General features: G+C 48.1%; 25 protein-coding genes. 21 read left to right on the top strand and 4 right to left on the bottom strand.

Annotation, left to right across the window (positions count from 1 at the left end):
- Positions 1 to 3: 3 nt before the first annotated feature.
- Both H7F15_RS08640 and H7F15_RS08645 read left to right on the top strand, forming a co-directional pair.
- Positions 4 to 2,628, top strand: coding sequence for a DNA translocase FtsK (locus tag H7F15_RS08640; RefSeq protein WP_185196566.1), 2,625 nt, complete (start codon positions 4 to 6; stop codon positions 2,626 to 2,628).
- Positions 2,629 to 2,652: 24 nt separating this feature from the next.
- Entirely contained in the window at positions 2,653 to 3,300 is a 648-nt protein-coding gene (locus tag H7F15_RS08645; protein WP_185196567.1) for an outer membrane lipoprotein carrier protein LolA, read from the top strand.
- A gap of 469 nt (positions 3,301 to 3,769) precedes the next feature.
- Here H7F15_RS08645 and H7F15_RS08650 read toward each other — a convergent pair whose 3' ends face one another.
- Positions 3,770 to 4,180, bottom strand: a complete 411-nt coding sequence (locus tag H7F15_RS08650) for a hypothetical protein (protein ID WP_185196568.1) — start codon at positions 4,178 to 4,180, stop codon at positions 3,770 to 3,772.
- A 177-nt stretch (positions 4,181 to 4,357) separates the two neighbouring features.
- Between H7F15_RS08650 and pyrF the strand changes: the two genes are divergently transcribed.
- From pyrF to H7F15_RS08705, 11 genes are all read left to right on the top strand, one after another.
- Positions 4,358 to 5,188 (top strand): orotidine-5'-phosphate decarboxylase, encoded by an 831-nt coding sequence (gene pyrF, locus H7F15_RS08655; RefSeq protein WP_185196569.1) that lies wholly within the window; start codon positions 4,358 to 4,360, stop codon positions 5,186 to 5,188.
- Between the two features lie 32 nt (positions 5,189 to 5,220).
- Positions 5,221 to 5,886: an HNH endonuclease signature motif containing protein gene (locus tag H7F15_RS08660; protein WP_185196570.1), complete on the top strand. Its 666-nt coding sequence runs from the start codon at positions 5,221 to 5,223 to the stop codon at positions 5,884 to 5,886.
- Between the two features lie 24 nt (positions 5,887 to 5,910).
- Positions 5,911 to 6,366, top strand: a complete 456-nt coding sequence (locus H7F15_RS08665) for a GNAT family N-acetyltransferase (protein ID WP_185196571.1) — start codon at positions 5,911 to 5,913, stop codon at positions 6,364 to 6,366.
- Between the two features lie 2 nt (positions 6,367 to 6,368).
- A complete protein-coding gene (locus H7F15_RS08670; RefSeq protein WP_185196572.1) occupies positions 6,369 to 6,839 on the top strand; it encodes a DUF1456 family protein in 471 nt (156 codons plus the stop codon).
- Positions 6,840 to 7,163: 324 nt separating this feature from the next.
- Positions 7,164 to 8,066: a DUF5996 family protein gene (locus H7F15_RS08675; RefSeq protein ID WP_185196573.1), complete on the top strand. Its 903-nt coding sequence runs from the start codon at positions 7,164 to 7,166 to the stop codon at positions 8,064 to 8,066.
- A gap of 132 nt (positions 8,067 to 8,198) precedes the next feature.
- A complete protein-coding gene (locus H7F15_RS08680; protein ID WP_185196574.1) occupies positions 8,199 to 9,023 on the top strand; it encodes a carboxypeptidase-like regulatory domain-containing protein in 825 nt (274 codons plus the stop codon).
- A 39-nt stretch (positions 9,024 to 9,062) separates the two neighbouring features.
- Positions 9,063 to 9,629 (top strand): carboxypeptidase-like regulatory domain-containing protein, encoded by a 567-nt coding sequence (locus H7F15_RS08685; protein ID WP_185196575.1) that lies wholly within the window; start codon positions 9,063 to 9,065, stop codon positions 9,627 to 9,629.
- A 56-nt stretch (positions 9,630 to 9,685) separates the two neighbouring features.
- The gene (locus H7F15_RS08690; RefSeq protein WP_185196576.1) at positions 9,686 to 10,975 is read left to right on the top strand and encodes a DUF2851 family protein; all 1,290 of its coding nucleotides are present in this window, start codon (positions 9,686 to 9,688) and stop codon (positions 10,973 to 10,975) included.
- A complete protein-coding gene (locus H7F15_RS08695) occupies positions 10,972 to 12,258 on the top strand; it encodes a hypothetical protein (RefSeq protein ID WP_185196577.1) in 1,287 nt (428 codons plus the stop codon). The genes H7F15_RS08690 and H7F15_RS08695 overlap by 4 nt, the downstream gene beginning before the upstream one ends.
- A 151-nt stretch (positions 12,259 to 12,409) precedes the next feature.
- Positions 12,410 to 13,045 carry a NeuD/PglB/VioB family sugar acetyltransferase gene (locus H7F15_RS08700; RefSeq protein ID WP_185196578.1) on the top strand — a complete coding sequence of 212 codons (636 nt, stop codon included), beginning with the start codon at positions 12,410 to 12,412 and terminating at the stop codon, positions 13,043 to 13,045.
- A 322-nt stretch (positions 13,046 to 13,367) separates the two neighbouring features.
- Positions 13,368 to 14,336, top strand: a complete 969-nt coding sequence (locus tag H7F15_RS08705; protein ID WP_185196579.1) for a rhodanese-related sulfurtransferase — start codon at positions 13,368 to 13,370, stop codon at positions 14,334 to 14,336.
- Between the two features lie 282 nt (positions 14,337 to 14,618).
- On the opposite strand, the gene H7F15_RS08710 is transcribed toward H7F15_RS08705, so the two are convergent.
- Positions 14,619 to 15,452 carry an aminotransferase class IV gene (locus H7F15_RS08710; RefSeq protein ID WP_185196580.1) on the bottom strand — a complete coding sequence of 278 codons (834 nt, stop codon included), beginning with the start codon at positions 15,450 to 15,452 and terminating at the stop codon, positions 14,619 to 14,621.
- Positions 15,453 to 15,688: 236 nt separating this feature from the next.
- Here H7F15_RS08710 and H7F15_RS08715 point away from each other — a divergent pair, with 236 nt between their 5' ends.
- Entirely contained in the window at positions 15,689 to 16,546 is an 858-nt protein-coding gene (locus tag H7F15_RS08715; protein WP_185196581.1) for a nucleoside phosphorylase, read from the top strand.
- 83 nt (positions 16,547 to 16,629) lie between these two features.
- Here the strand turns inward: H7F15_RS08715 and H7F15_RS08720 are convergent, their stop codons facing one another.
- Positions 16,630 to 17,640: an acyl-CoA reductase gene (locus tag H7F15_RS08720; RefSeq protein ID WP_185196582.1), complete on the bottom strand. Its 1,011-nt coding sequence runs from the start codon at positions 17,638 to 17,640 to the stop codon at positions 16,630 to 16,632.
- Between the two features lie 113 nt (positions 17,641 to 17,753).
- On the opposite strand from H7F15_RS08720, the gene H7F15_RS08725 reads away from it, so the two are divergent.
- From H7F15_RS08725 to H7F15_RS08735, 3 genes are all read left to right on the top strand, one after another.
- On the top strand, positions 17,754 to 18,104 hold the full coding sequence (locus H7F15_RS08725) for a 4Fe-4S dicluster domain-containing protein (RefSeq protein WP_185196583.1): 351 nt from the start codon (positions 17,754 to 17,756) through the stop codon (positions 18,102 to 18,104).
- A gap of 83 nt (positions 18,105 to 18,187) precedes the next feature.
- Entirely contained in the window at positions 18,188 to 18,760 is a 573-nt protein-coding gene (locus H7F15_RS08730; RefSeq protein WP_185196584.1) for a pentapeptide repeat-containing protein, read from the top strand.
- 104 nt (positions 18,761 to 18,864) lie between these two features.
- Positions 18,865 to 21,495 carry a valine--tRNA ligase gene (locus tag H7F15_RS08735; protein WP_185196585.1) on the top strand — a complete coding sequence of 877 codons (2,631 nt, stop codon included), beginning with the start codon at positions 18,865 to 18,867 and terminating at the stop codon, positions 21,493 to 21,495.
- Positions 21,496 to 21,713: 218 nt separating this feature from the next.
- Here the strand turns inward: H7F15_RS08735 and H7F15_RS08740 are convergent, their stop codons facing one another.
- Positions 21,714 to 21,851, bottom strand: coding sequence for a hypothetical protein (locus H7F15_RS08740; RefSeq protein ID WP_185196586.1), 138 nt, complete (start codon positions 21,849 to 21,851; stop codon positions 21,714 to 21,716).
- A gap of 795 nt (positions 21,852 to 22,646) precedes the next feature.
- Between H7F15_RS08740 and lpxD the strand changes: the two genes are divergently transcribed.
- The 4 genes from lpxD to H7F15_RS08760 all read left to right on the top strand — a co-directional run bounded on the left by lpxD (position 22,647) and on the right by H7F15_RS08760 (position 26,648).
- A complete protein-coding gene (gene lpxD, locus H7F15_RS08745) occupies positions 22,647 to 23,669 on the top strand; it encodes a UDP-3-O-(3-hydroxymyristoyl)glucosamine N-acyltransferase (protein WP_185196587.1) in 1,023 nt (340 codons plus the stop codon).
- Positions 23,670 to 23,831: 162 nt separating this feature from the next.
- Positions 23,832 to 25,226 (top strand): bifunctional UDP-3-O-[3-hydroxymyristoyl] N-acetylglucosamine deacetylase/3-hydroxyacyl-ACP dehydratase, encoded by a 1,395-nt coding sequence (locus H7F15_RS08750; RefSeq protein ID WP_185196588.1) that lies wholly within the window; start codon positions 23,832 to 23,834, stop codon positions 25,224 to 25,226.
- On the top strand, positions 25,223 to 26,014 hold the full coding sequence (lpxA, locus tag H7F15_RS08755; protein ID WP_185196589.1) for an acyl-ACP--UDP-N-acetylglucosamine O-acyltransferase: 792 nt from the start codon (positions 25,223 to 25,225) through the stop codon (positions 26,012 to 26,014). Before H7F15_RS08750 ends, lpxA begins: the two co-directional genes overlap by 4 nt.
- Positions 26,004 to 26,648, top strand: a complete 645-nt coding sequence (locus tag H7F15_RS08760) for an ATP-binding cassette domain-containing protein (RefSeq protein WP_185196590.1) — start codon at positions 26,004 to 26,006, stop codon at positions 26,646 to 26,648. Before lpxA ends, H7F15_RS08760 begins: the two co-directional genes overlap by 11 nt.
- Positions 26,649 to 26,722 lie beyond the last annotated feature (74 nt).

The following is a 26,722-nucleotide window of genomic DNA, read 5'->3' on the forward strand; positions in this document are numbered from 1 at the left end:
GGTATGGCAAAGAACACGTACAGAAACGAACCGCTGAACGGAAGCAGGGCAACGAACGAATTTAGGGGGCGCAGCAACGAGCCACGTACCGCTGCCAATACACCGAAAGGGCAGGCTGCACCTAAAAAGAAATCCGGCAGATCGTTTAATTTTTCTCTTCCTAAACTAAAGCTGCCAGGCTTCAGGATCAGTTTCCTGAAGGATAAGCGCTTTCGTCTGTTCACCGGATTTTTCTTTCTGCTGCTGTCGTTCTGCATGATCATTGCGTTCGTGTCGTACCTTTTCACCGGTCATGCCGACCAGAGTGTGGTGGAATCGGTGAACAGCACCGGCCTGAAGGAAAGCGGCAAGGAAGCAGAAAACTGGCTGGGCCTGTTTGGTGCCTGGTTATCGCATCTGTTCATCTTTAAGTGGCTGGGGCTGGGCGCTTTCTTTGTAATCCCGATCGTGTTCTTTACAGGTGCCCGCCTGGTTTTCAGAAGATTAACTATATCGTTGTCGTATGTGCTGGGGCTGTGCAGTTTCAGTATGCTGTGGCTGAGCTTAACGCTGGGCTACATTATATATGTAAGCGGCGCAGTGGAGGACCTGGGCTTTTTAGGTGGCGGCATCGGCATCGAAACTGCTGTCTGGATGACCTCGCTGATTGGCTGGGGTTCCGGGCTGGTGCTGGCATTCCTGTTCCTGGTGTTTCTGGTTTTCTTCTTCGATATTACAAGCCTGAGCTGGGGAAGCGGCAAAACAGAACCGGAGACTACTGAAAACACCGCCATGCATAACAGAGCCGCGTCAGGTATCGGAGAAGTGGTGCACGGCTCGGCCCGCGGCATCAACCACAACGCCGACCCGACTGCTTCGCTGGACTATGAAGAGGAGGACGAAGAGCTCTTTGATGATGAGGAAGAAGATGCTATAAACCAGGCGCTGGAAATGGAGCTTCGCTCGATAGCACCTGTTACAACCGTGGCACCCAAACCAACTGCTCCACCCCTGGAACTGGACATTGAAGACGAAAGTATTCTGGAAGAAGCCGAACTGGAATTTGACACCGCTGATGGTGAGGAGGAACTGGACCTGGTAATTGAAGAAGCCCCCGAAGAAGAAGTAGGTGACGCCATCGAGAACTATGACCCAACTTTGGACCTTGCCCGTTACCAGTACCCAACTATAGAATTACTGAATGAGTATGGCGCCAGCAAAGTATCGGTTACCAAAGAGGAGCTGGAAGCCAATAAAGACAAGATCGTAGAGACGCTGGGCAACTATAACATTGGTATTGCTAGCATTAAAGCAACTATAGGCCCGACGGTAACGCTGTACGAAATTGTGCCGGATGCCGGTGTGCGTATCTCCAAGATCAAGAACCTTGAGGATGATATTGCCCTGAGCTTAGCTGCCTTAGGTATCCGTATTATTGCACCAATTCCGGGCAAAGGAACGATCGGTATTGAAGTGCCGAACACCAAAAAAGAGATGGTGTCCATCAAGTCGATCCTGAGTACAGAGAAGTTTCTGAAGTCTGAAATGGACCTGCCGATCGCGTTCGGTAAGACCATTACCAACGAAGTATTTATCACCGACCTTGCCAAAATGCCCCACTTGCTGATGGCGGGTGCTACGGGTCAGGGTAAGTCGGTTGGTCTGAACATTATTCTTACATCCTTACTGTATAAGCGCCATCCATCGCAGCTTAAGTTTGTGTTGGTTGACCCGAAGAAGGTGGAATTGTCTCTCTTCAACAAAATTGAGCGCCACTTTTTAGCCAAGCTGCCGGATAGTGAAGAAGCCATTATTACCGATACCAAAAAGGTGGTAAACACGCTGAACTCGCTGTGTATGGAAATGGATATGCGCTACGACCTGCTGAAAGATGCCGGCTGCCGTAACCTGAAAGAGTACAACCGCAAGTTTGTTGAGCGTCGCCTGAATCCGAAAAAAGGCCACCGCTTTATGCCATACATCGTGCTGGTTATTGACGAGTTGGCCGATTTAATGATGACGGCGGGCAAGGAAGTGGAAACCCCGATTGCGCGACTGGCACAGCTGGCTCGTGCCATTGGTATACACCTGGTAGTGGCTACACAGCGTCCGTCAGTAAACGTTATCACAGGTATTATTAAAGCCAACTTCCCGGCGCGTATTTCCTTTAAAGTAACATCCAAAATTGACTCCCGCACCATTCTGGATGCCGGCGGTGCCGACCAGCTGATCGGTCAGGGTGACATGCTGTTCTCTATCGGGTCGGACATCATCCGAATTCAGTGTGCCTTTGTGGATACGCCGGAAGTAGACCGTATCTGCGATTATATTGGCGAGCAGCAAGGCTACAGCGATGCCTACCTGTTACCTGAATTTGTGGGCGACGACAGTGGTGCTGAGAAAACCGATTTCGACCCAAGCAATAAAGATCCGTTGTTTGAAGAAGCAGCCCGTATTATTGTGCAGCACCAGCAGGGAAGTACCTCGTTGCTGCAGCGTCGCCTGAAACTGGGCTACAACCGCGCCGGCCGTTTAATTGACCAGTTGGAGTCGGCTGGTATAGTTGGCCCGTTTGAAGGCAGCAAGGCCCGCGAGGTTTTAATTCCGGACGAATACAGTTTGGAACAGTTATTGAATACAATGGGTTAAGCAAACCAATTGAACCCTTACAAAATGAAAAAGATTTTCTCTCTGCTACTTGCCCTGCTACTGGTTGCAAACCTGGCCAATGCACAACAGGACCCTAAAGCAGGCAAGATACTGGACCAGATGAGTGCCAAGTACAAGACCATGAAAGCGTTTAAGGCGACATTTGCCCAAACCATGGAGAACACCTCATCCAAGTCTAAAGAAACAGTGGAAGGCACGGTGCTGGTAAGCGGCCCGAAGTATAGATTAGCAGTAAGCGGCCAGGAAGTGATCAGCGATGGTAAGTTGCTGTGGACGTACCTGAAAGATGTGAACGAGGTAACTATTACAGAATCTGACCCGGAAGCAGAAGTGATGTCGCCGAGCAAGATTTTTGAGATGTATAAGAAAGGCTACAAATACGCGTATGCCGGTGCCGAGAAAGGGCAGGATGGCGTGACGTATGACGTAATTGAGCTGGCACCGGAAGACCGCAACAACCCGATCTTTAAAGTGCGCCTGTACATTAACCAGAAAGACAAGACCCTGAAAAGCTGGAAGATGTTCCGTAACAACGGCAACCGCTACACTTATACGATCAAAAACTTCCAGGCAAACCCAACACTGGCTGCTGATACCTTCAGCTTTAACAAGGCCAAATACAAAGGTGTGAGCGTGGTAGATTTACGATAAAACCAACCTTATATGATGAGAGAGGCTGCTTCGGAAACGGAGCAGCCTCTTTTTTTGACCAGTGATTAAAGGGATTAAACTGATTTTTATGATTTTGTCTAAACCGGGATGAATGGTGATTAATTGGATTGGCCGGATGTAGAGACGCAAGATGTTGCGGCTTTGCTGCGAAGCGATGGATTTTAGATTTAGTTGATTATTGCCAGAATGATGCTAAACTATAGTTCTATAGTTAGAGCTATAGTTGCCACGACATAAAAAGTCTGGCGCCGGTATCTGACCGGTGACGTGCAGTAGGTGCGAGTCTCCAGACTCGCCTGGCTATAGTTTCAAAACAAGGCTAAACTATAGTTAGGCTTATAGTTTCATAGCGGAGACGCAACATCCTGCGTCTCTACATCCCGATTAAACTCTTAAGTCCCGTTCTTATCTGATTCAGACAAAAATCATAAAAATCAGCTAAATCCCTTTAATCACCGGTCTCGCCTACAACTATAGTTTTTACAATTTCCTGGTCCGAATATTTTGGTGTGAATCTGAAAGTATAGGTGCCGGGTTCAGTTGGCTTAAATTCATATACTACTTCCCGTGTGAACAGCGCCATCAGGCAGGGGCCTTCGCGGTAGTGCGGGTAAACCTGGATATGTGTGGTTTTGTCTTTGGTGTCTGCTTCAAACCTGTTAAACTCGCCGCAGCTGTTATTCACCTGAAAAAATACTTTTATAGGCAGAGTGCTTCCTACAACAGCAGTTTCAGGGGCTTCAACATCAACTATATAAGCAGGAAATTTTTCCAGTGGTTCTACTGCGGCTTCCTCTTCTTTAGAGCAGCTAAAGGCCGAGAACAGGAAAAACGCGAAAATGGCGGCAAGTCTGGTCATATAAAATCAGGTTAGCTTGTACTTAAAGGAGCCGGTTTACCAAAAAATGGTTGCATCTGCGTTTGGGTACCTCTAATTTAAACTATAGTTTGGAGTTGTGTCAGCAAAACCAGAAAAAGGTTTTCAGCAATGCAGCTAAAAATGTAGCTTTGCTCTACCTGACAAAACCTACCCGCCATGACAAGAGAAAAACTATTCGAACAGATCCTGCAAAAGAAATCCTACCTGTGCGTTGGCCTCGATACCGACCCGAAGAAGTTACCAGAGCATTTGCTGGATTTTGAGGACCCAGTTTTTGAGTTTAACCGCCAGATCATTGATGCAACTGCCGATTTGTGTGTGGCCTATAAACCAAACATTGCTTTTTATGAGGCGCAGGGGCCTAAAGGGTGGGTGAGCCTGGAGAAAACCATTAACTACATACCGCAGGAAATATTTACGATAGCCGACGCCAAACGCGGCGACATCGGCAACACTTCCGAACTATACGCCCGCGCCTTTTTCGAGACCATGAACTTTGACTCTGTTACCGTGGCGCCTTACATGGGTTCTGACTCGGTGAAGCCGTTTCTGGTGCAGGGTGGCAAGTGGGTTATATTGTTGGCCTTAACCTCTAACCCGGGCAGCCAGGATTTCCAGATGCTGCGCCTCGCTGATGGTAGCGAAGAATACCTGTGGGAGCAGGTGCTGCGCGAAAGTTCTACCTGGGGCACAGCTGGCCAGCTGATGTTTGTAGTGGGCGCTACTCAGGCTGAGTATGTGCAGCGCGTGCGAGCTATAGTTCCGGACCATTTCCTGCTGGTGCCAGGCATCGGTGCGCAGGGCGGTAGCCTGGAAGAGATCTCACGGTTAGGCATGAACCAGCGTTGCGGCCTGTTGGTCAATTCTTCCCGCGCTATTATCTACGCTTCTTCCGGCCGCGACTTCGCCGAGAAAGCCCGTGAAGCAGCCCTAGAAGTACAGCGCGAAATGGAAGGTTACCTGGAGCAGTACGTGCAGCATTTGTAGGTGGGACAAGCTTACTATAAATAGGTAGTTATATGAATTTAGAAGAGTACAAAGACTACTGCAAGGTTGATGGCCATGATAAGCTGTTTGCAGATAAATATGGATTCCATAAAATCAGCTTAGATGAACTCAACGAGCTTTATCGAAATGAGACGTTCATTCCATATGCCCAATACTTGAGAACTTGTAATTGGAAATCCAAAAGATTAGAAATTTTGGATAGGGATTCATTTAGATGTCAAGGTTGTGGAGGATACGAAACTGAGAATAAGCAGATAGTAGATGTGTTTGGAATGAAGAGTAGTAGCAAGCACCTATTATGGAAGGATACGAAGGTTATACATTGGACTGATTTATCAGGTAATAAAAGAAGCAGCACTTTAAACATCCCAGAAGGAAAGCCAGATAAGCCTTATAATTTACAAGTTCACCATAAAAGGTATGTTCAGAACAGGTTGCCTTGGGAATATGATAATGAAGATTTAATTGTTCTATGCAATTATTGTCATAAACAAGAACACGATAATACAGAAATACTTGTCTTTGACGAACTCGGGAACAACATTAAGGACTATGGGAAGTGTGGGAAATGTGGTGGAACAGGATATATACCAGAATATAATCAAGTTCAAGGTGGAGTTTGTTTTCCATGCCATGGCGCAGGTGTTAATATTCTGTTGATAAACAAGAAACTATAGATTCCTAAAATCTACTATACTTCAATGCTAACCCTAACTCTAACCCGCACCACTTCCGATAACCCTGACTTTCGAAGCCTTATAATTTTACTTGACCAGGACCTGAAAGAAAAGGATGGCGACGACCATGCTTTTTATGCGCAGTACAATAAAGTGGATAGTATAAAAGAGGTTATAGTTGCGTACCAAAATGGTGAACCAGCTGGCTGTGGCGCTATAAAAGCTTACACCGAAACTATAGCCGAAGTAAAGCGCATGTTTGTGCACCCGGATTTCAGAAGGCAGGGTATCGCCAAGCAAATACTGACTGCACTGGAAGAATGGGCAAAGGAACTGAACTATAGTTCTACCATTTTAGAGACTGGTATGAAACAGGTCGATGCCATAGAACTTTACAAAAACAGCGGCTATACCGTAATTCCGAACTATGGCCAGTATGCAGGCGTTGAAAACAGCGTGTGCATGCAAAAGCAACTATAAACATGAACAATAACGACATACTCCGCCGCCTGCGTTACACCTTTGATATCAGCGATTTTAAAATGATCGATCTGTTTGCATCTGGTGGCAAAGAAGTAACCCGCGCCGAGATCAGCAACTGGATGAAACCCGAGGATGACCCGGAATTTCAGAAACTGGTAGACATTAACCTGGCGGCTTTCCTGAACGGTTTTATTAACGAAAAGCGCGGCAAAAAAGAAGGCGAGCAACCTAAACTAGAAAAAAGCCTGAACAACAACACCATTCTGCGCAAGCTAAAAATTGCCTTAAACTATAAAGACGATGACATCCTGGATGTACTGGACCTGGTGAAATTCCGGTTAAGTAAATCCGAGCTCAGCGCCTTTTTCCGCAAACCCGACCACCAGCATTACCGCCCGCTAAAAGACCAGATCCTGCGCAATTTCCTGCTGGGCCTGCAGTTAAAGTACCGTCCCGATTCAGGAAAGTAAACTATAGTCTGACCACAGATTCACAGAGATTTTTCTGATTTACAGGAGCAGGGGTCTGATATAATTGCTGTGTCCTCGCTCGCGCCCCGCGAGTGTGAGCTATATGTGGCGTCCCGCCACGTCAAAATCCGGTTTTAAACGATAGCTTGCAACTATAGACTATAGCTTAACGCAGCCAGCGTCCGCCTGATAGCGCGCATGCGTGGGAGAGAGCGAGGGCTAAAGCTATAGTTGCTGTTTTTCAGTGTTTTACTTTGCTGCGCAGGCCACTTTAAATTGCGTCTGCCGTTAATGTAAAAACGCACCATTAACTATAGCAGAACTATGAAAACCGGCTGGCCTGAACTAAACTACACCGCATCAAAAAACACACTCGAAACGCTCCACCTCTGGTCGCAGATGCTCGGCAAACTGAAGATAAAAACACAGCCCTGGGTAAACCATTCCTGGCACGTAACGCTGGTCGTGACACCCACGGGGCTAACAACCGGCGACCTCCCGGCGCTGAACCAGCACTTTCAGGTAGACCTGAACCTGATACAGCACCAGCTGAACATAAAAACCAGTAACGGACAAAGGCGAAAGCTGTCGTTGGGAAACATGACGGTGGCCGAGTTTTACAAGAAACTGATGCACGCCCTGGCGGACTTAGACATTCATGTACCGATCTATAAAGTGCCCTGCGAGCTCGAAAACCCTATTCCGTTTGATAAGGACCAAACCCATAGAACCTACAACCCGGAACAGGCAAGCGCCTTGCACCACGCCTTGCTGCAGGCCCAGAAAGTAATGAAGCAGTTCAGGGCTGAGTTCAGGGGAAAGTGTAGTCCGGTGCATTTTTTCTGGGGCAGCTTTGATCTGGCAGTTTCACGGTTTTCGGGGCGCACGGCTCCAAAGCATCCGGGTGGCGTGCCTGGCCTGCCAGACTGGATAGCACAGGAAGCTTATTCGCATGAGGTGAGCAGTTGCGGTTTCTGGCCCGGCAACGAAGCACTGCCGGAGGCCGCGTTCTATAGTTACATTTACCCGGAACCCGAAGGCTACAGAACAGCCAGCATCAAACCCGAAGCAGCTTATTTCCACGATACATTAGGCGAGTTTATTCTTCCGTACGAGGCTGTCAGGAGCGCCGAAGACCCGGACAAAACGCTGTTAGATTTCTTTCACAGTACCTACAATGCCGCCACCGACCTTGCCAAATGGGACCGGCAGGCACTGGAAGTCTGAACCAATAGGCAAAGTAATCCAGTCAAGATTTGGAAGAAATTATAGTTTTCAGGAGGATCGTTAAATATTCGGGAATGGCTATACTATAGTTTGAGAAAGCTGCGTTATCACCCAAACTTCCTGCACTTTTCTATGAACAGATTTATACTGGCGGCTGCTTTTGCACTTTCAGCCATCACCGCTTTCGGCCAGACTATAGTTTTAAAAGGCAACGTGCTGCACGGCAAAGAACCGATTCCGTATGTAAATATCGGCATTAAAAAGAAGGGCATTGGCACGGCAGCAACTATAAACGGCACTTTTACCCTCTCGCTGCCACAAACCTCCCTCACCGATACCCTGACGTTTTCGGCAGTCGGGTTCAACGAATTATCCGTTCCGATTAAAACTATAGTTAACGACAGATTAGCTGAGTTTAAACTGACGGAGAAAACCACAAGTTTGCGCGAAGTGGTGGTTAAGAGCAAATCAGCAAAGATTAAAAAGTTCGGAACTACCCTGCGTCACCCCTTCATTTATGGCGTATCTCATAACAGCGACACAAACGATATTTCTGAATTTGCCAAGTTGATAGAGATCAACAACAAGCCATCTGATGTGCTTTCGACGTCACTGTACCTGACCAGTAGTAAGATAGATTCTGCTAACATGCGCATTAATTTTTACAGGAATGTGGATGGGATGCCCGGTGAGCGGATAGCGGAGAAAAGTATTATAAAGCGCCTGCCACTTAAAGAAGGCTGGGTAACCGTTAACCTGCAGGACTATAACATTACAGTTGATGAAGATTTTTTTATCGGCTTTGAATATTTGCCTGACCCAAGCCATAAAGAGAAATACTTATTTGCTTTTGGTGCTGTTTTTGGCGGGAGCTATTTTACCCGCAAGGTTAGTTTAGGCGAATGGAACAAAGGCGTGGGAGGAAAGCTGTCAGCCTACGTAACCGTAAGACAATAAACTATAGTTTGAGCCTGCAACCCAACAACCCCCCTGAAAATGCCAGCACTATACTGCCTGCTGACGGTAGCCTTGTTTATAGTTGGCCTGCAAACGGCAGCGGCGCAGCAATCTCCTGTGGTGCAGTTGTCGGGGGTGGTGGTGTCGGCGGATAGTGCTGCCGGGCTGGCCGGTATTGCGGTGTATGTGCCCGGTACAAAACGGGGCACGCTCAGCAGGGCAAGCGGCTTTTTTTCGCTTCCTGTGCTGCCAGGCGATAGTGTGGTGTTTCAGGCGCTTGGTTTCGAAAAACAATTCCTCATCATCCCCAAAACAGATACGCCCGAGAACTTTACCACCCGCGTGATGCTCACCCAGCTCGTCAATCAGCTTCCGGAAGTACGCGTTATACCCTGGCCCACACGCCAGGACCTGAAAGTAGCTGTCAGGGATCTGAAATTGCCGGAAGAGCGCACGGTAACCACAGAACTTGGGCCGCTCACGCCAACTTCTATTTTTGGTGTCCCGCAAATGGATACAAGGGATAACGGCCGCCAGGGCCTGAAGCACCACCTTAACCAGCAACAGGGGCGGTTCATTTTGCCTACCCAGATCCGTATTTTTTAATTTCTGCTGATTTGCGCTTATCTTAGACCTCTGCCTTGCTATGGGCCGGCTTTACCATGAGAGAAGATTTTCTGCACTACATCTGGCAGCACCAATACTACCGTAAAACCGACCTGGCCACTACGGAAGGTGAGCCGCTACAGGTACTACGCACCGGCTACTATAACACCGATGCAGGCCCCGATTTCAGGGAAGCTATCGTTAAAATTGGCGATGTAGAGTGGTCGGGGAGTGTGGAGATTCACTTGCGTGCCTCAGACTGGCGCCGCCACAACCACCAGACCGACCAGAAATATGACCAGGTGGTACTGCATGTGGTGTGGGACGCGGACCAAACTATAGTAAGGACAGATGGGACCATAATTCCGGTGTTGGAACTGAAAAACAGGGTAGATACCACGCTGCTGTTTACCTACAAACAACTGCAGGAAGCCCGCACCACCATTCCGTGCGCCAACGTGTGGCCGGCCGTGCCCGAAATTACCAAGACGATGATGCTGGGCCGCACCCTGACCGAACGCCTGGAACAGAAAGGCCACGAAGCGCTGCAAACCCACGCCAACTATAACCACGACTGGGAAGCCACGGCTTATCATGTACTGTTTAAAGGGTTCGGCTTTAAGATAAACCAGCAGCCCATAGAGCGCCTGGCGCAGGCCTTACCAGCAACTATAGTTCGCAAACACCGGCAGGTTTTTCAGCTGGAAGCGCTCCTGTTTGGCCAGGCTGGTTTTTTAGCGGATGCAGATGGAGAATATGTGCAAAAGCTGGCAAAAGAGTATAGTTTCCTGAGCCACAAGTATAGTTTGCGCGATACAGCCATGCAGCGCCACCACTGGAATTTTATGCGCATGCGCCCTGCCAATTTCCCGACGATACGGCTGGCGCAATTAGCAGCGGTGCTGGCACACCGGCAAAGTTTTTTTGCAGCTATAGTTGAAGCCCAAACTATAAAACAATACGAAGCGCTGTTTATGGTTCCGGTGTCGGAGTTCTGGCAAACGCGTTTTACGTTGACGTCGGAGCCGGGCAGCGTTACTAAAGCTATGGGCAAAGGCAGCGCACATAACCTGATCATAAACGTGGCAGTGCCTTTGCTTGCTGCTTATAGTCAGTTTACTGGAGACCGCACTCATTTAGAGAAAGCCATTGAATTACTGGAGAAAGTAAAAGAGGCATCGAACAAAATTACGCGCCTGTATGAGGAACTGGGCTGGAAAGCCAACACTGCTGCCGACAACCAGGCTGCCCTGAGTTTGTACAAAAATTACTGCCAGCCGGTAAACTGCCTGCAATGCGCCATTGGTAACAAGATCCTGAAACAAAACCTGCTTTCCCGCTCGTGATGCCGCTGCTATACTTGTTGAATGTGGTGTTGCTGCTTGGGTTGGGCTGGCTGCTGTACAAGCAAAGCTGGGCTAAAAAGTTGCATCCATATCTGTTGCCCGGGCTTGGGGTTAAACTAATTTCGGGCGTTTTGCTTGGGCTGTTGTATTTCCATTACTACGGCGAAGGCGATACGATCACGTACTTTACCGCATCTCAGAAACTAACCCGACTGGCCCACGATGATGCGGATGCTTACTGGCGTTTGCTGTTGTTTAACGAATTCCCGAGCGAGGCTTTCCGGGCAGCGGTGCCTTTTACCGAGTTTGCCGAATTCTCCAACTCCTTTTTCCTGCTCAAAATCCTCAGCCTTTTTAACCTGCTCACCGGTAGCAGTTATTACCTCATCGGGCTTTACTTTTCGCTGTTCAGTTTCTGGGGCATGGCAAAGCTGGCGGCCACACTCTCCACTGTTTTCCCGGACACAAAAAAGGCTGCTATAGTTGCGCTGCTGTTCTTTCCGTCGGTGGTTTTCTGGAGCTCAGGCTTGCTGAAAGATGCGGTATTGATGGGGAGCATGTGCTGGGTAATGGCCTTTGTTCTGCAACTGGCCCACGGGCAAAAACAAACTATAGTTTCGTGGCTGTTACTGCCGGTGCAACTATACCTTTTTGTTAAGATCAAGGTCTTTTTCGCGGGTTTGTTGCTGGGTTTGCTGGGTTGCTACCTGGTTATAAAACTGCTTTCCCAAATTATAAAACCGATGCAAACTATAAAAATGCAGTTGCTGGTATTAGCCGGGTTCATAGGTATGGCTATAGTTGCCGTCTGGCAGATGAGCGGTATTTTCAGCATTGATTTTATTCTGCATCACCTTGTAAAGACTTACGATGGCTTACTGGCTCTGTCGTTGGGCGGGCCACACCTGAGCTATAGTTCGCTGGAATCAACCCTGCCGTCTATAGTTGCCAATGCACCCAAAGCATTTTTTAGTGCTATTTACCGGCCTTTCTTAGGCGAGTCGTGGGAGCCATTGTATTTGCTGCTTGGGCTGGAAAATTTGCTGTTGCTGTTGCTGACAGTGGTAAGTATAGTTGCGGCTTCCAAGAAAGGGTGGCAGCAGCACATCCAACTATGGCATATCATGCTGTTGCTGTTTATAGTTGCTTCGGCCATCGTTATCGGTATCAGTACACCAAACTTTGGTACGCTCAGCCGGTATCGCATTATTTTCCTGCCATTCCTGGTGTATTTACTATTGCAAAACAGGTTTGCGCAGCGGTGGTTAGTAAAGACTCCTTAGCGACCTTCGCGGAAAACGTTGCGTCCTTTGCGGTTAAACTAAACGCAAGGAACATAAAGAAGTCGCAAGGGACGCAAAGCTCATTACGCACAGGTGGGGTTTTCAATCTCAATCACTTCTTCGTACCTTTGCGCCTTATTTCAGATAAGCTATGCAGAATCCTGTGATCATATTAGGTGCCCAGCAATTAGGCACCGCCGCTTTAGATATTTTTAACAGCAACAGCGTGGTAGTGTACTGCTTCCTCGACGACAAAAAAGACCTGCAGCAACAGGAGATCAACAACGTGTCGGTGATGAGCAGCACGGAAGACGGTGAGTTTCTGAAACTGATCGGTAAGAAGTGCGACGTGTTTGTGGCTGTAGAAGATTCGGCTGCCCGCAAAGGCCTGATCAAGATGCTGAAAGATGAGTACAAAGTAGTGCCGGTTAATGCCATTCACAAGTTCAGCTCCGTGTCGGAGTATGCGTGGCTGGGCCATGGCAACATGGTGGCGGCTGGTGCTATTGTGAACAACAACGCCAAAATCGGCGACAACTGCATCATCCAGTCCAGAGCTTTGGTTGACACCAATGCCGAGATCGCTGATTTTGTGCAGATCGGTGCTGGCGCTATCATCAACTCCGAAGTAAAAGTGGAAGAAGGCGCTTTTATTGGTTCGGGTGTGGTGATCGTGAGTGGCGTGAAGATTGGCAAGAATGCCCGCGTTGGGGCTGGTTCGGTGGTAGTAGCCGATGTGCCAGCCAAAGCAACTGTTTTCGGTAATCCGGCTGCTGCCATAAAGTAAACTTTTATAGCTATAGTTGCTGTTATTTACCCGAATTGACGAAAGTCATTTATTGCCAGCAAACCGGTGCGTATTTTTATACCAGATAGTTACAGGTTAAATTGCTGGTTACTGGTAGTACGGTTAGCGTAAGCAGCAATTTAACCGCCAACTATTTTTTTGCATTTAAGAGCCTGTGGTCAGGTGTAACTATAAATTTTGAATGAGTGATGGAGTGGATAAGTGAATAGAAATTCCCGTTCATCTTTTAAATCCTGATTCAACAATTTAAACATTAACAATTAAACAATTAAAATTAACACTAAGCTGAATCTTAGCCGTTATGAATAAACCTTACAGCATTTTACTGTATTACTGCTACACACCGATAGCAGACCCGGAAGAATTTCGTGAGCAACACCATCTGCTTTGCCTGGAGCTGAATCTGCTCGGCCGCATTATCGTTTCAAAAGAAGGCCTGAACGGAACGGTGTCTGGTCTGAAAGAGGATTGCGACAAGTACATGGAGATCATGCACGCTGATCCGCGCTTCGCCAAAATCGATTTTAAAGTGGATGAGTCGGATGCGCATGCGTTTACCAAACTGCACGTGCGTACCAAAGCCGAGATCGTACACTCCGGCCTGCTGCACATCGACCCGAATGCCCGCACCGGCAAGCACCTGGAGCCAAAGGAATTCCGCGACATGAAAGACCGCGATGATGTGGTGGTGCTGGATGTTCGTTCTGATTACGAATACAACATTGGCCGTTTCAAGAATGCTGTGACGCTGGATATTGAGAATTTCCGTGAGTTTCCGGAGAAAGTGGCCGAGCTGAAAGAGAAGTATAAAGACAAAAAAATACTGACCTACTGCACCGGTGGCATTAAATGCGAAAAAGCCAGTGCGTTTTTGCTGGAGCAGGGTTTTGAAGATGTGTACCAGCTGCATGGCGGTATCATAAAATATGGCAAAGAGGCCGGCGGCGAAGACTTTGAAGGTAAATGCTATGTTTTTGACAACCGTGTGGCGGTGGATGTGAACTCTGTTAACCCAAAAGTGATCTCGACCTGCTACGTGTGCGGCACCGAAGACGACCGTATGGTAAACTGCGCCAACCCGGTGTGTAACCTGCACGTGGCCATCTGCGAGAAGTGTGGCTGGGAACTGGAAGGAGCCTGCTCTGCAGAGTGTAAAGAGCACCCTGAAAAGCGCCCTTACGACGGAACCGGCTACTACCAGAAAGAGATGAACGGCTACAATCCGTTAAAAGGATTCAACCGCAGAAAGAAAAACGACGTACAAATATAAGTATTCTCTAAAGCAAAGAAGAGCGTGTTCTGAACAGGGCACGCTCTTCTTATTTTATGCTGGTTTAGATCCTGAACTATAGTTGTTGCAGACTTTTGGAATTCAGGTAGCCTTCGCTTAGGAAACGCTCATTCGGACATCCTTGTCCGGATGTAATCTGCTGGGGATGTCCACATCCCCGTGAGTTGAAATTCGGGGACACGGATGTCCCCTTCAGAATACTTCCGAACAAAGAAGTCCGGAAGAGCGGTTCTGTTCTATTCTCAAGTTAGTTTTTTGTAACTATAGTTGCCGTTTCTCCAGCTCAATCAGATCAGCAAGCAGTTCTTTTGTGATCTCGCCCGGCTTGCCTGTTCCTATAATTTTATCATCCACCTGAACGATGGGCAGAATGCGTTTGGTAGTGCTGGTCAGGAAGGCTTCTCTGGCCTGGGCGATATCGGCTATAGTTATAGTTCGTTCTTCGGTTTTATACTTGCGGGCGGCAAGTTGCAGTACGTTTTTGCGGGTAACTCCCGGGAGCACATTCTCGGCTGGCGTAACTATAGTTTCATCCTTGGTAACTATAAAAAAGTTGCAGCGCGGAAACTCACTGACGATGCCGTTCTGGTGATACAACGCATCTGCTGCACCTGCTGCCCTAATCTCACGAATGAGCCGGATTCCCATGGCATAGTTTATCGTTTTAATGGTTGGCAGCTCGCGCACATGGCTATGCGTAATTACCTTGATGCCATTATTAACTATAGTTTGGTCGGGCAGCGTGAGTGGCTGCTCTGTCAGGATGAGGTTGGGTTTTTCGGGGTCGTAGCCGTTAGAGGAATAACCTCCTGTCAGGATGATCTTGACGCCTGAAAGTGGCAGGTTGTTGGCTTTTATCAGCTGCGCTATCGTGTCCCGTAACGCTGCTTCATCAATAGGCACCACCATTTCCATCCGCTCCGCCGACCGGTAGAACCGGGCCAGGTAATCATCTAAAAACATCGGTTTCCCTTCCGTTACCTTAAAGAAATCGAAAATGCCGTACCCACGCTGTATGGCCAGATCGCTGATGTGGAGCGTAGCCTGGTTGTAAGGCTGAAGCAGCCCGTGAATATATGCCTGTAAGGTTTGCATGCTGGGTTTAGGTTAGGTGCCTCCCAGAGGAAGCAGGACTTAAAGTATAAGTTAAAACTGCAGAAAACCTGTGAAACTATAGCGCTGCCTGTTATAAATAAATTACAAAAACAATGATCAACAACCGTGTTTTTATGCCTGATGCTTTATACATTTGGGCAGGCAGCTAACTATAAATACAACTGCCAAGTATACGTCAGGATAAGCTTATCCGCCAACCTATAAATACAGAAATTATGGCAGCCATCCCCGAATCAGAACTCATCATCAATAAGAACGGCACCGTTTACCACCTTAACCTTTTACCCGAGCACATCTCCGACACTATTATTACCGTTGGTGACCCGGATCGTGTGGCCATGGTCAGTAAGTATTTTGATGAGATAGAAATAGAAGTTACTAAGCGCGAATTCATTACCCATACCGGCTACTACAAAGGCAAGCGCCTGACCGTGATCTCGACAGGAATGGGTACAGATAACATTGATATACTGATGAACGAACTGGACGCGCTGGTGAACATCGATTTCCAGACCCGGGAGCCAAACGAGGAAAAGATAAAACTGAAGATTGTGCGGGTAGGTACGTCGGGGTCGTTGCAGGAATCTGTTCCGCTGGGTAGCCATGTGGCCTCGCATTTCGGCGTAGGCCTTGATTCGCTGATGGAGTTTTACCCGCTGGAGCAGACAGCAGATGAGCAAAGCATCGGCAAAGCCCTGAAAGAAGAATTAGGCGTTGGCTTTACGCCGTACTGTGTGCCCGGCTCCAAAATGCTGATCGATAAGCTTGCTTTTGACATGATTCCGGGGAATACGCTTACCTGTCCGGGCTTTTATGCGCCACAGGGCCGTGTATTGCGAGGTGGACTGCGCAACCAGAATTTGCTGCAGGTGTACCAGAATTTTAAGGTCTGCGATTTCCAGATGACCAACTTTGAAATGGAAACCGCCGGTTATTACGCTATGGGCCGCCTGCTGGGGCATGAGATGCTGTCACTTAATGCTATAGTTGCCAACCGTATTACGCAGGAGTTCGCCAAGAATTCAGAAGAAGTAGTGGATAGCCTGATAAGGAAAACGCTGGAGAGAATATAATTCGATCAATACTTTCAAAACAAAACAGCCTGACGAATCTGCTTCGTCAGGCTGTTTTGTTTTATAGTTATAGAAGAATGAAACTATAGCTTCTGCAAAAATGCCATGGTATCTACGCCGTCGGCATAATCCCACACCATAGGGCATTGTGCTTCGCCGAACGGGATGCTGCCTTCCAGCCAGCCATGTGCAGATACAATTACCTGTGTCTTGTCTTTCAGGGTATTTAGTTTCTCGCGCAGGTCTGTCAGCGAACTGAATGTTTCGTAGAACAGCACCGAAATAGGAGAGACCAGGTTCTCACTTTCCTGCACCAGCATAAAACCATTGTCGTAGTGAGGGACTTTGTTTACCAGCAGTATAGATTTGTTGTAATCGTAATTGTTCTGGTATTTGTGGTGGTCCAGCACCTTGCTTCTGAACTCGTTCGCTTCAAAGAATTTATCAAACGTATAGCCTTCCGGCACAAACACTTTAGACACGTTGCGGCAACCCAGGCCATAGTAGCGGAAAAAATCTTCTCCCAGGGCTTTCAGGTCGTCGGCTTCTTCGTGGCCGGTAAGGATGCCAATGCTGGTGCGGTTTTTACGGATAATGTGCGGGCGCTTGGCAAAGTAATACTCAAAATAACGGGCGGTATTGTCGGAACCGGTCGCAATAATGGCATCCGCATCTTTCAGAATCTCCACAAACTCAAACTGGTTGGCAAAAGCCGGTTCTATCATTACCAGCATATCGGCCAGGCGGCGCATCAGGGGTTGGTCATCGGTACTCAACTTGGCCAGCAGGTAGTGCCCGCTCATCAGCACCGACAGAAAATCATGGAAACCGACCATCGGGATGTTGCCAGCCATCACCACTCCAACCTTTTTAGGTGTAACCTGTTTAAGATGATAGGGGTAAAGCCACTCGCGCAGGTATTGTTCTTCGAGCATCTGCGTAATGCCATACAGGGCACAGGATACGTTTTCTTCATCAAACCACGGGTTACGCGACTGCGCCATGCGCGCCCATACCTGTCGGTCTTCGGGGGTAAGGTTTTTTAATTGCCTGCCCAGTTCCACAAAAGCTTCAATCCTGTTCTCTAATGTCATGATAAGTATGGTACGCGTATAAATTTTATTTGATAGGGACGGTTAATGTTCCTAATTTTGCGGTTTAGAAACACGATATACAAAAGTATAAAAAATATACAGGAGATACGATTATGGCTATAATGATAACCGATGAGTGTATTAACTGCGGAGCCTGCGAGCCGGAGTGCCCTAACACTGCTATTTACGAAGGCGGTGCTGAGTGGACCTGGGGTGGCGGTACTGCGCTGAAAGAAGTGGAGATAGACGGCGGCGAGGTAATTGCCGGCGATGCACCTCAAACACCGATTTCAGATGAGTTTTACTACATCGTTTCAGATAAGTGCACCGAGTGCATGGGCTTCCACGAAGAGCCGCAATGCGCTGCCGTTTGCCCGGTAGACTGCTGCGTGGACGATCCGGATTACCGTGAGACCGAAGAAGAACTGCTTGCTAAAAAAGCCTGGTTACACCAGGAAGCGTAGGCATAAACTATAGTTTACCAGAAAAACCTGCCTTATAAGGGCAGGTTTTTTTGTTTACTTTTGATTACAAACTATAGCAAACTATGGAAGGGCAACTACACGAAGATAAAGTATTTGAGAAGATCGTTTATCCGAACAAAGAAGTAAAGAGCCGCGAGTTCGAGAACTGTACTTTCCGGAACTGCGGCTTCTCGGGCAGTAACTTTGCCGGTTCGCGCTTTACCGACTGTACTTTTATTGGTTGTAACCTGGCTATGGTTAAGTTAGGCCACGCAACTATAAACCATGTGGAGTTTAAGGAATGTAAGCTGACCGGCATCAACTATAGCGAATGCGAAGATTTCCTGTTCACGGTATACTTTGAAAATTGCCTGCTGGATTATGCCTCCTTTGCCAAAATGAAAATGGCCAAAACCAGGTTCGTGAAGTGCTCCCTGAAAGGCGTGGATTTTTCCGGTACTAACCTGGCAAGTGCTCTGTTTGATAACACTGACCTGGAACGTGCCGTTTTCAACTATAGCAACCTATCCGGCGCAGATCTTTCTACAGCTTATAATTTTGATATTGACCCCGAGATCAATACCATCAAAAAAGCAAAGTTCTCGCAATATGGGCTGCAGGGTTTGCTTACTAAGTATAGTTTGCAAATAGTCTGAATTTGTAGTTCAGGCAAACAACAATCATCAATTAGCAATCAACAATCAGCAAATTTCCCTATTTTTGCCTTTTAGCGCTAACAAGCAGCAAAAACAAGTATACGATGTCGATAGCAAAGAAATATAGTCCCAAAGAAGTAGAAGAAAAGTGGTACAGCAGCTGGATGGAGCGTGGCTTCTTCCGCTCTAAGCCAAACCCGAAAAAAGAGCCTTACACCATTGTGATTCCGCCGCCAAACGTAACCGGTGTGCTGCACATGGGCCACATGCTTAATAATACCATTCAGGATGTGTTGATTCGCCGTGCGCGTATGCAGGGCAAAGAGGCTTGCTGGGTGCCGGGCACCGACCACGCTTCTATTGCTACCGAAGCCAAAGTAGTAGCGATGCTGAAAGAGCGCGGCATCGAGAAAAAAGACCTCACCCGCGACGAGTTCCTGAAATACGCCTGGGAGTGGAAAGAGAAGTATGGTGGCATTATCCTGGAGCAGCTGAAAAAATTAGGCGCTTCATGTGACTGGGACCGTACCCGTTTCACGATGGAAGAAGACCTGAGCGCGGCCGTTATCGAAGTGTTTGTGGATCTATACCGCAAAGGCCAGATCTACCGCGGCGTGCGCATGGTTAACTGGGACCCGCAAGGCAAAACCGCTCTCTCGGATGAAGAAGTAATCCCGAAGGAAACGATGGCGAAGATGTACCACCTGAAATATGAAGTGGTATCAGACAACGCTGAGAAAACATACATTACCGTTGCTACTTCGCGCCCTGAAACAATTATGGCCGACGTAGCAGTGGCTGTAAACCCGAACGACGAGCGTTACACGCATTTGCATGGCAAGTCTGTTCGTATTCCGTTGCTGGGTAAAGAGATTCCGGTTATAGTTGATGAGTACGTAAGCATTGAGTTTGGTACAGGTGCGCTAAAAGTAACGCCTGCCCACGACCTAAACGACTATGAACTGGGCCAGAAGCACAACCTACCAACGATTGATATCCTGAACGACGATGGCTCGCTGAACGAAAAAGCACAGCTATACATTGGACAGGACCGCTTTGCTGCACGCCGCAACATAGTTAAAGACCTGCAGGAAGCAGAACTGCTGGTAAAAATAGATGAATATCCAAGTGTGCTGCAGACATCGGAGCGTACAGGTGCTGTAATTGAACCGCGCCTCTCGATGCAGTGGTGGTGCAAAATGGATAAGATGGCCAAGCCGGCACTGGAGTCTGTAATGGAAGACCAGATACGCTTGCACCCGCCTAAGTTCAAGAACATGTACCGCTCGTGGATGGAAAACGTGCGCGACTGGTGCGTTTCCCGACAGTTGTGGTGGGGCCAGCAGATACCAGCTTATTACCTGCCTGATGGTTCTTTTGTAGTAGCTACGACCAAAGAAGAAGCCCTTGAGCTTGCCCGCAAGCAAAGCGGTAACGCTGAGCTGCAATTAACCGACCTGCGTCAGGACGAGGACGTGCTGGATACCTGGTTCTCATCGTGGTTATGGCCAATCTCTGTATTCGACGGCTTTAAAGACCCGGATAACAAGGATATTCTATATTATTACCCGACCAATGACCTGGTAACTGCCCCTGAGATTCTGTTCTTCTGGGTGGCGCGTATGATCATGGCCGGTTTCGAATTCCGTAACGAGCCGCCGTTCCGTAATGTGTACCTCACTGGTATCGTGCGTGACGCGCAGGGCCGTAAAATGTCGAAATCGCTGGGTAACTCCCCGGACCCACTGGACCTGATCGATCAATATGGCGCCGACGGTGTTCGTGCTGGTATGTTGTTCAGCTCACCAGCCGGTAACGACTTGTTGTTTGATGAGAAACTGGTAGAGCAAGGCCGTAACTTCAGCAACAAGATCTGGAATGCCTTCCGATTGATAAAAGGGTGGGAAGTAGACGAAAGCCTGCCATGCCCGAACGAGACAGCTATTAAGTGGTTTGAGTCGCGCTTTAACGAAGCTTTTGTGCAGATCGAAGACCATTTCGAGAAGTTCCGTATTTCGGATGCGCTGCTGGCAGTTTATAAACTGGTGTGGGATGATTTCTGCTCGAATTACCTGGAGATGATCAAACCGGCTTACCAGCAACCGATCGATAAGCAAACTATAGATGCTACTGTTGGCTTCCTGGAAAGCGTCCTGAAAGTGCTGCATCCGTTCATGCCGTTCATTACCGAGGAGATCTGGCACGACCTGAAGGAGCGCAAGGAGAAAGAGTACCTGATCGTGGCTGCATGGCCTAAAAAAGCTACGTTTGATAAGCAACTGACCTCCCGCATGGAAAGTGTGCTGAAAGTGGTGGCAGCCATCCGTAACATCCGTAACTCAAAGAACATCGCCCAGACCAAGCAGCTCGACCTGTTTATTAAAGTAATGAACCAGGACGGTTACGAGCCTTTCCTGAGCATCATCCGCAAGCTGGCTAACATCAACGAGATCAGCTTTGTTCAGGAAAACGTGGAGGGCGCCATCAGCTTTGTAGAGGCCGGCGACGAGTTCTTTATCCCGATGGAAGGAAATATTGACGTAGCCGCCGAGCGCGAGCGTCTGCAGAAGGAGCTGGAATATACAAAAGGATTCCTGCTATCAGTTACGAAGAAACTGAGCAACGAGCGTTTTGTGAGTGGTGCCCCTGAAGCGGTCATCGCCAACGAGCGTAAGAAGCAAGCGGATGCCGAAGCAAAGATCAATGCCATTGAACAAAGTTTAGCATCGCTTTAAACGATAGTTTATACATTAAACAACGGCCGTTCTTATATAGAGAGCGGCCGTTGTTGTTTTGACCTCTACTCAACCTTTCTCTAAAAGTAGGTGCGTGGCTATAGTTTTTGATTTAGCTTTAGTGACCCTATTTGTCATGTCGAGCGCAGCCGAGACATCTTATGTGTCTGATAGCTCTCTTCCACTATTGTCATTTCGAACGCAGTGAGAAATCTATCTCAGCCTATAGTTGCTTCTTTGTCATCCTGAGCGAAGCCGAAGGATCTTATATGTCCTATAGTTCGGTAAGCTATAGTTCTATAGTTTACTTTGCCTACTGCTGGAACCAGGCCTTTTCTTTCATAGCCACTCTTCATCCTGGGAGCTCTAAGCGCCTATAGTGCTATAGTTTCGTTGGCCCCCTCCTGGGCCGGGAGGCCCCGTCTTCGGGCATCGCGCGGTGTACATTTCCTTTGCTCCTAACGTCGCAATGCCCTACAGGCACCGCAAATCTACAAGGCGCTCAACCCAAAGACTGAATTCAATTCGATAGCCAATGCTTAAACTATAGTTGCAGTTCATGCTCTTAGTCAAAGCAGATCTGATTTTCTCATGCCTATAGTTCCTTGGGGCAGGCTGCGCCTGCCTGCTCGTGAGCTGTAACTATAGAACTATAGTTTGGACTATAGTTACAGGCAGCAAAGTCCCCCTTTGAAGGGGGTAGGGGGATGACTAACCGAAACTATAGAACTATAGCTCCATATATAGTAATGTCAGAGTTCCCCTCCTTAGATAAGGAGGGGTAGGGGTGGTTGGACCTACAGTAACTATAGAACTATAACTCAAACTATAGCAACAGCCCAAATCCTGAAAATCCTTTAATCCTGCAAATCCTGATTCAGACATTCTCCCTCTCCTGTTTTTAGGAGAGGGTCGGGGTGAGTGGAGAAGTAAACTATAGTCGTAACTTTCATCATGTCTCACCTATAAAAAGTGTTTCTCTAACACCACTGAAGCCTGAATTCTATAGTTTAAAAATCTCTAAAGCTTGCCTGAAGAGCACTACCCACTACTAAGTATTCTGTAAAAACTGGCCGGTTAACGCTAAGTTTTTGTTAAGTTTGCGCCCCCAAACCATTAGCGTTTTTGAGAATTTGCTCTAATTTTACATCATGGAATTTACTGTTCAACAGATAGCTGACCTGCTGCAGGGGCAAGTGGAAGGAGATAACTTGGCTAAAGTCAGGACTTTAGCTAAAATTGAAGAAGCACAGGCAGGTGCACTGGCATTTCTGGCTAACCCGAAATACGAGGCATTCCTTTATACGACCGGAGCCAGCGCAGTTATAGTTTCAGATAAACTGGAACTGAAGAAACCTGTTTCAGCAACACTGATCCGCGTCAGCGACCCTTACAGTAGTTTCTCTACTTTACTACAGTATTACCAGACAGCTTTACTTGCCTCAAAAACAGGCGTGGAAGAACCTGCCTTTATGGGCAACGCCAGCACCATTGGCGAGAACCACTACCGTGGTGCTTTTTCATACATCGGCAACAACTGCAAAATAGGCGCGAACGTGCGCATTTTTCCACAGGTATACATCGGCGATAACGTAACTATAGGCGACAATACCACGCTGTTTGCCGGCGCGAAACTATACGCCAACACCGTAGTTGGCAACAATTGTACTGTACATGCCGGCGCCGTGCTGGGCAGCGATGGCTTTGGCTTCGCACCGCAGGCCGACGGCAGCTACAAGATCGTACCCCAGATCGGTAACGTGGTGCTGGAAGATGATGTATCGATCGGCGCTAATACTACGATCGACTGCGCAACTATGGGCTCTACCGTTATCCGAAAGGGCACTAAAATCGACAACCTGGTGCAGATAGCCCACAACGTAGAAGTAGGCGAACATACCGTTATTGCAGCGCAGACCGGCATTTCAGGCTCGGCCAAGATCGGAAGCCACTGCGTTATAGCTGGCCAGGTGGGTATTGTAGGTCACATCACTATAGCTGATAAAACCACGATCGGGGCACAGTCGGGTGTAGGCAAATCCATCAAAAAGACCGGAACAATTATACAAGGGTCTCCTGCTTTTGATTACAAGCAGAACCTGCGCGCGCTTACCGTATTCAGAAAGTTGCCTGAGTTACAGCGCGAAGTAGAAGCCCTGCGCGATAAAGCATAAAAAGCCCGATTTTAGTACTCCCGGGCGCAAACGAAAAAATAATATTGGCAAGGCGGTTATAAAACCTTAAGTTTGCAGGAAAATTCGTCCTGTGCAGGTATTTTATTGCCGTACAGTGGCTATTCCTGTGTAAAACAGGTTTTGAATTGATTATATTGGTAAATGAACTATAAACAGCATACCATTAAGGCACCGGTTACAGTTACCGGTATTGGCTTGCACACCGGTGTAGTGTCGAACATGACATTTAACCCGGCGCCGGCTAACCATGGTTACAAGTTTCAGCGCATTGATTTGCCTGGCCAGCCCATTGTGGCAGCCGATGTAGACAATGTGGTGGATCTTTCGCGTGGTACAACAATAGAACAGAACGGTGCGCGCGTGCACACGGTGGAGCATACGCTGGCAGCTTTGGTTGGCCTGGAGATCGACAACGTGCTGATACAGCTGGATGGACCGGAGCCGCCGATCATGGATGGCTCGTCTATAGAGTTTGTACAGGCGCTGCAAAGCGTTGGCCTACAGGAGCAGAATGCACTGCGCAACTATTTCGAGATAACCGAAGGCCTTACGTTTAAAGATGAAGCCCGTGGGGTAGAGATAGTTGGTTTGCCGCTGAACGACTACCGCCTGACCGCGATGGTAGACTATAACTCGCCGGTACTGGGCAGCCAGCACGCTTCTATCACCAACATGAACCAGTTCGAGAAAGAGATCGCGCCTTGCCGCACGTTCTGTTTCCTGCACGAGCTGGAGGCCCTGCACAAGCAAAACCTGATAAAAGGCGGTAACCTGGACAACGCTATCGTTATAGTTGACCGTGTGGTGAACGACGAGGAACTGACCCAGCTTGCCAGCATGCTGAATAAGCCGAAGGTAGAAGTAAAAGAAACAGGTACGCTGAACAATACCGAGCTGCGCTTCAAGAACGAGCCGGCCCGCCACAAACTGCTGGACCTGATGGGCGACCTGGCCCTGATCGGCAGACCAATAAAAGGACAGATACTGGCAGCACGACCAGGCCACGCGGCCAACGTAGCATTTGCCAAAAAAGTAAAAAGAGCCATTCAGGAAGCTTCTATCCAGAGCGTACCCGTGTACGACGAGAAGAAACCTCCTGTGATGGATATAAACCAGATCACGGCCACACTGCCGCACCGCTACCCTTTCCTGCTGATCGATAAGATCATTCACCTGGATGAGAACACGGTAACCGGCGTGAAGAACGTGACCATGAACGAGCCTTTCTTCCAGGGCCACTTTCCGGGCAACCCCATTCTTCCGGGCGTTATCCAGATCGAGGCAATGGCACAGACAGGCGGTATCCTGGTGTTAAACACAGTCGAAAATCCTGAAGATTACTGGACTTACTTCCTGGGCGTAGATAAATGCCGCTTTAAGCGAAAAGTGATTCCGGGCGATACAATTATCTTTAAATGTGAACTGCTGGCTCCCATTAAACGCGGAATTGCCAAAATGTTTGGTCAGGCCTTTGTAGGTGGCCAACTGGTAATGGAAGCAGAAATGTCGGCAAGTATAGTTAAGAAAAACGCATGAATCAGCCATTAGCATACATCCACCCGGAAGCAAAGATCGCGCATAACGTCGTGATCGAGCCATTCTCTACGATCTATAAGAATGTAGAGATCGGAGAAGGAACCTGGATTGGCCCGAACGTAACCATTATGGAAGGTGCGCGCATCGGTAAAAACTGTAAGATTTTCCCGGGTGCCGTTATCTCTTCTGTGCCACAGGACCTGAAATTTGCAGGCGAAGAAACTATAGCTGTTATCGGCGACAATACGGTTATCCGTGAGTGCGTGACCGTTAGCCGCGGAACTATTGATAAAATGCGTACCGTAGTGGGCAATAACTGCCTTATTATGTCGTACGCGCACATTGCCCACGACTGTATAGTTGGTAACAACTGTATTGTGGTGAATGCAGTGCAGATGGCCGGTCACGTAGAGATGGGCGATTATGCGATCATCGGTGGCTCAAGTGCGGTGCACCAGTTCGTGAAGATCGGGGCGCACGCCATGATCTCGGGTGGTTCACTGGTTCGTAAAGATGTGCCGCCTTATGTAAAAGCTGCCCGCGAGCCGCTTACTTATGCCGGTATTAACTCTATTGGTCTGCGCCGCCGTGGCTTCAACAGCGACCAGATCAACGAAATTCAGCAACTATACCGTATCCTGTTTATGAGCGGTAACAACAATACCGAAGCACTGGACAAGATTGAGCTGGAAATGGCGCCAAGCAAAGAGCGCGACGAGATCCTGAATTTTGTGCGTAACTCCGGACGTGGCATTATAAAAAGCTACTTAGGCAAAGATGCAAATTAACCTAAGCAACTTAGGTAAACGATACAATTACGAGTGGATTTTCCGGAACCTGACCTATACTTTTGAGTCAGGCACTGCTTATGCCATTTTGGGGCATAACGGGTCCGGGAAATCCACTCTTCTTACTGTTATATCCGGCCACAACCTGCACTCCGAAGGCGAAATATCCTACAACGTGGCCGGCAAAGCTATTCCTGCCGAAAAGATCTATAGTTCGCTATCGCTGACGGCGCCTTACCTGGAGCTGGTTGAAGAATTTACCCTGCAGGAGATGATCGATTTCCAGGTGCGGTTCAAACCCCTGCGCCACCAGCTTACTACACAGCAGCTCATCGACCGCATGGGCCTGCAAAAAGCAAAGCACAAGTTTGTAAAGGATTTTTCGTCGGGGATGAAGCAGCGCCTGAAACTGGGCCTGGCCATTTACTCGGAATCTGAATTGCTGCTGCTGGACGAGCCAACTACCAACCTTGACCAGGAAGGGGTAACGTGGTACCAGGAACATGTAGCACAGAATAAGCAGGGCCGCCTGATCATAGTTGGTTCCAACATCCTGCATGAGTATAGTTTCTGCGACCAGCAGCTGCGCATCTCGGATTATCATGTCACGCCGTCGGCCAAACGCAAACTATAAACTTTCCAAAATTACAGATGAGCTATTACTTTTAAGGTAGCTTTCTTAAATTTGCAACTATAACAAGCAGACAC

The organism is Pontibacter sp. Tf4 (genome assembly GCF_014212495.1).
Lineage (GTDB): Bacteria > Bacteroidota > Bacteroidia > Cytophagales > Hymenobacteraceae > Pontibacter.

Coding starts and splice junctions, on each gene's coding strand:
- lpxA (WP_185196589.1), top strand. CDS start 25,223: ATGAATCAGCCATTAGCATACATCCACCCGGAAGCAAAGATCGCGCAT.
- H7F15_RS08730 (WP_185196584.1), top strand. CDS start 18,188: ATGGAAGGGCAACTACACGAAGATAAAGTATTTGAGAAGATCGTTTAT.
- H7F15_RS08725 (WP_185196583.1), top strand. CDS start 17,754: ATGGCTATAATGATAACCGATGAGTGTATTAACTGCGGAGCCTGCGAG.
- H7F15_RS08645 (WP_185196567.1), top strand. CDS start 2,653: ATGAAAAAGATTTTCTCTCTGCTACTTGCCCTGCTACTGGTTGCAAAC.
- H7F15_RS08665 (WP_185196571.1), top strand. CDS start 5,911: ATGCTAACCCTAACTCTAACCCGCACCACTTCCGATAACCCTGACTTT.
- H7F15_RS08680 (WP_185196574.1), top strand. CDS start 8,199: ATGAACAGATTTATACTGGCGGCTGCTTTTGCACTTTCAGCCATCACC.
- lpxD (WP_185196587.1), top strand. CDS start 22,647: ATGGAATTTACTGTTCAACAGATAGCTGACCTGCTGCAGGGGCAAGTG.
- H7F15_RS08735 (WP_185196585.1), top strand. CDS start 18,865: ATGTCGATAGCAAAGAAATATAGTCCCAAAGAAGTAGAAGAAAAGTGG.
- H7F15_RS08670 (WP_185196572.1), top strand. CDS start 6,369: ATGAACAATAACGACATACTCCGCCGCCTGCGTTACACCTTTGATATC.
- H7F15_RS08675 (WP_185196573.1), top strand. CDS start 7,164: ATGAAAACCGGCTGGCCTGAACTAAACTACACCGCATCAAAAAACACA.
- H7F15_RS08740 (WP_185196586.1), bottom strand. CDS start 21,851: ATGAAGAGTGGCTATGAAAGAAAAGGCCTGGTTCCAGCAGTAGGCAAA.
- H7F15_RS08640 (WP_185196566.1), top strand. CDS start 4: ATGGCAAAGAACACGTACAGAAACGAACCGCTGAACGGAAGCAGGGCA.
- H7F15_RS08685 (WP_185196575.1), top strand. CDS start 9,063: ATGCCAGCACTATACTGCCTGCTGACGGTAGCCTTGTTTATAGTTGGC.
- H7F15_RS08650 (WP_185196568.1), bottom strand. CDS start 4,180: ATGACCAGACTTGCCGCCATTTTCGCGTTTTTCCTGTTCTCGGCCTTT.
- H7F15_RS08720 (WP_185196582.1), bottom strand. CDS start 17,640: ATGACATTAGAGAACAGGATTGAAGCTTTTGTGGAACTGGGCAGGCAA.
- H7F15_RS08750 (WP_185196588.1), top strand. CDS start 23,832: ATGAACTATAAACAGCATACCATTAAGGCACCGGTTACAGTTACCGGT.
- H7F15_RS08710 (WP_185196580.1), bottom strand. CDS start 15,452: ATGCAAACCTTACAGGCATATATTCACGGGCTGCTTCAGCCTTACAAC.
- H7F15_RS08715 (WP_185196581.1), top strand. CDS start 15,689: ATGGCAGCCATCCCCGAATCAGAACTCATCATCAATAAGAACGGCACC.
- pyrF (WP_185196569.1), top strand. CDS start 4,358: ATGACAAGAGAAAAACTATTCGAACAGATCCTGCAAAAGAAATCCTAC.
- H7F15_RS08690 (WP_185196576.1), top strand. CDS start 9,686: ATGAGAGAAGATTTTCTGCACTACATCTGGCAGCACCAATACTACCGT.
- H7F15_RS08705 (WP_185196579.1), top strand. CDS start 13,368: ATGAATAAACCTTACAGCATTTTACTGTATTACTGCTACACACCGATA.
- H7F15_RS08660 (WP_185196570.1), top strand. CDS start 5,221: ATGAATTTAGAAGAGTACAAAGACTACTGCAAGGTTGATGGCCATGAT.
- H7F15_RS08700 (WP_185196578.1), top strand. CDS start 12,410: ATGCAGAATCCTGTGATCATATTAGGTGCCCAGCAATTAGGCACCGCC.
- H7F15_RS08760 (WP_185196590.1), top strand. CDS start 26,004: ATGCAAATTAACCTAAGCAACTTAGGTAAACGATACAATTACGAGTGG.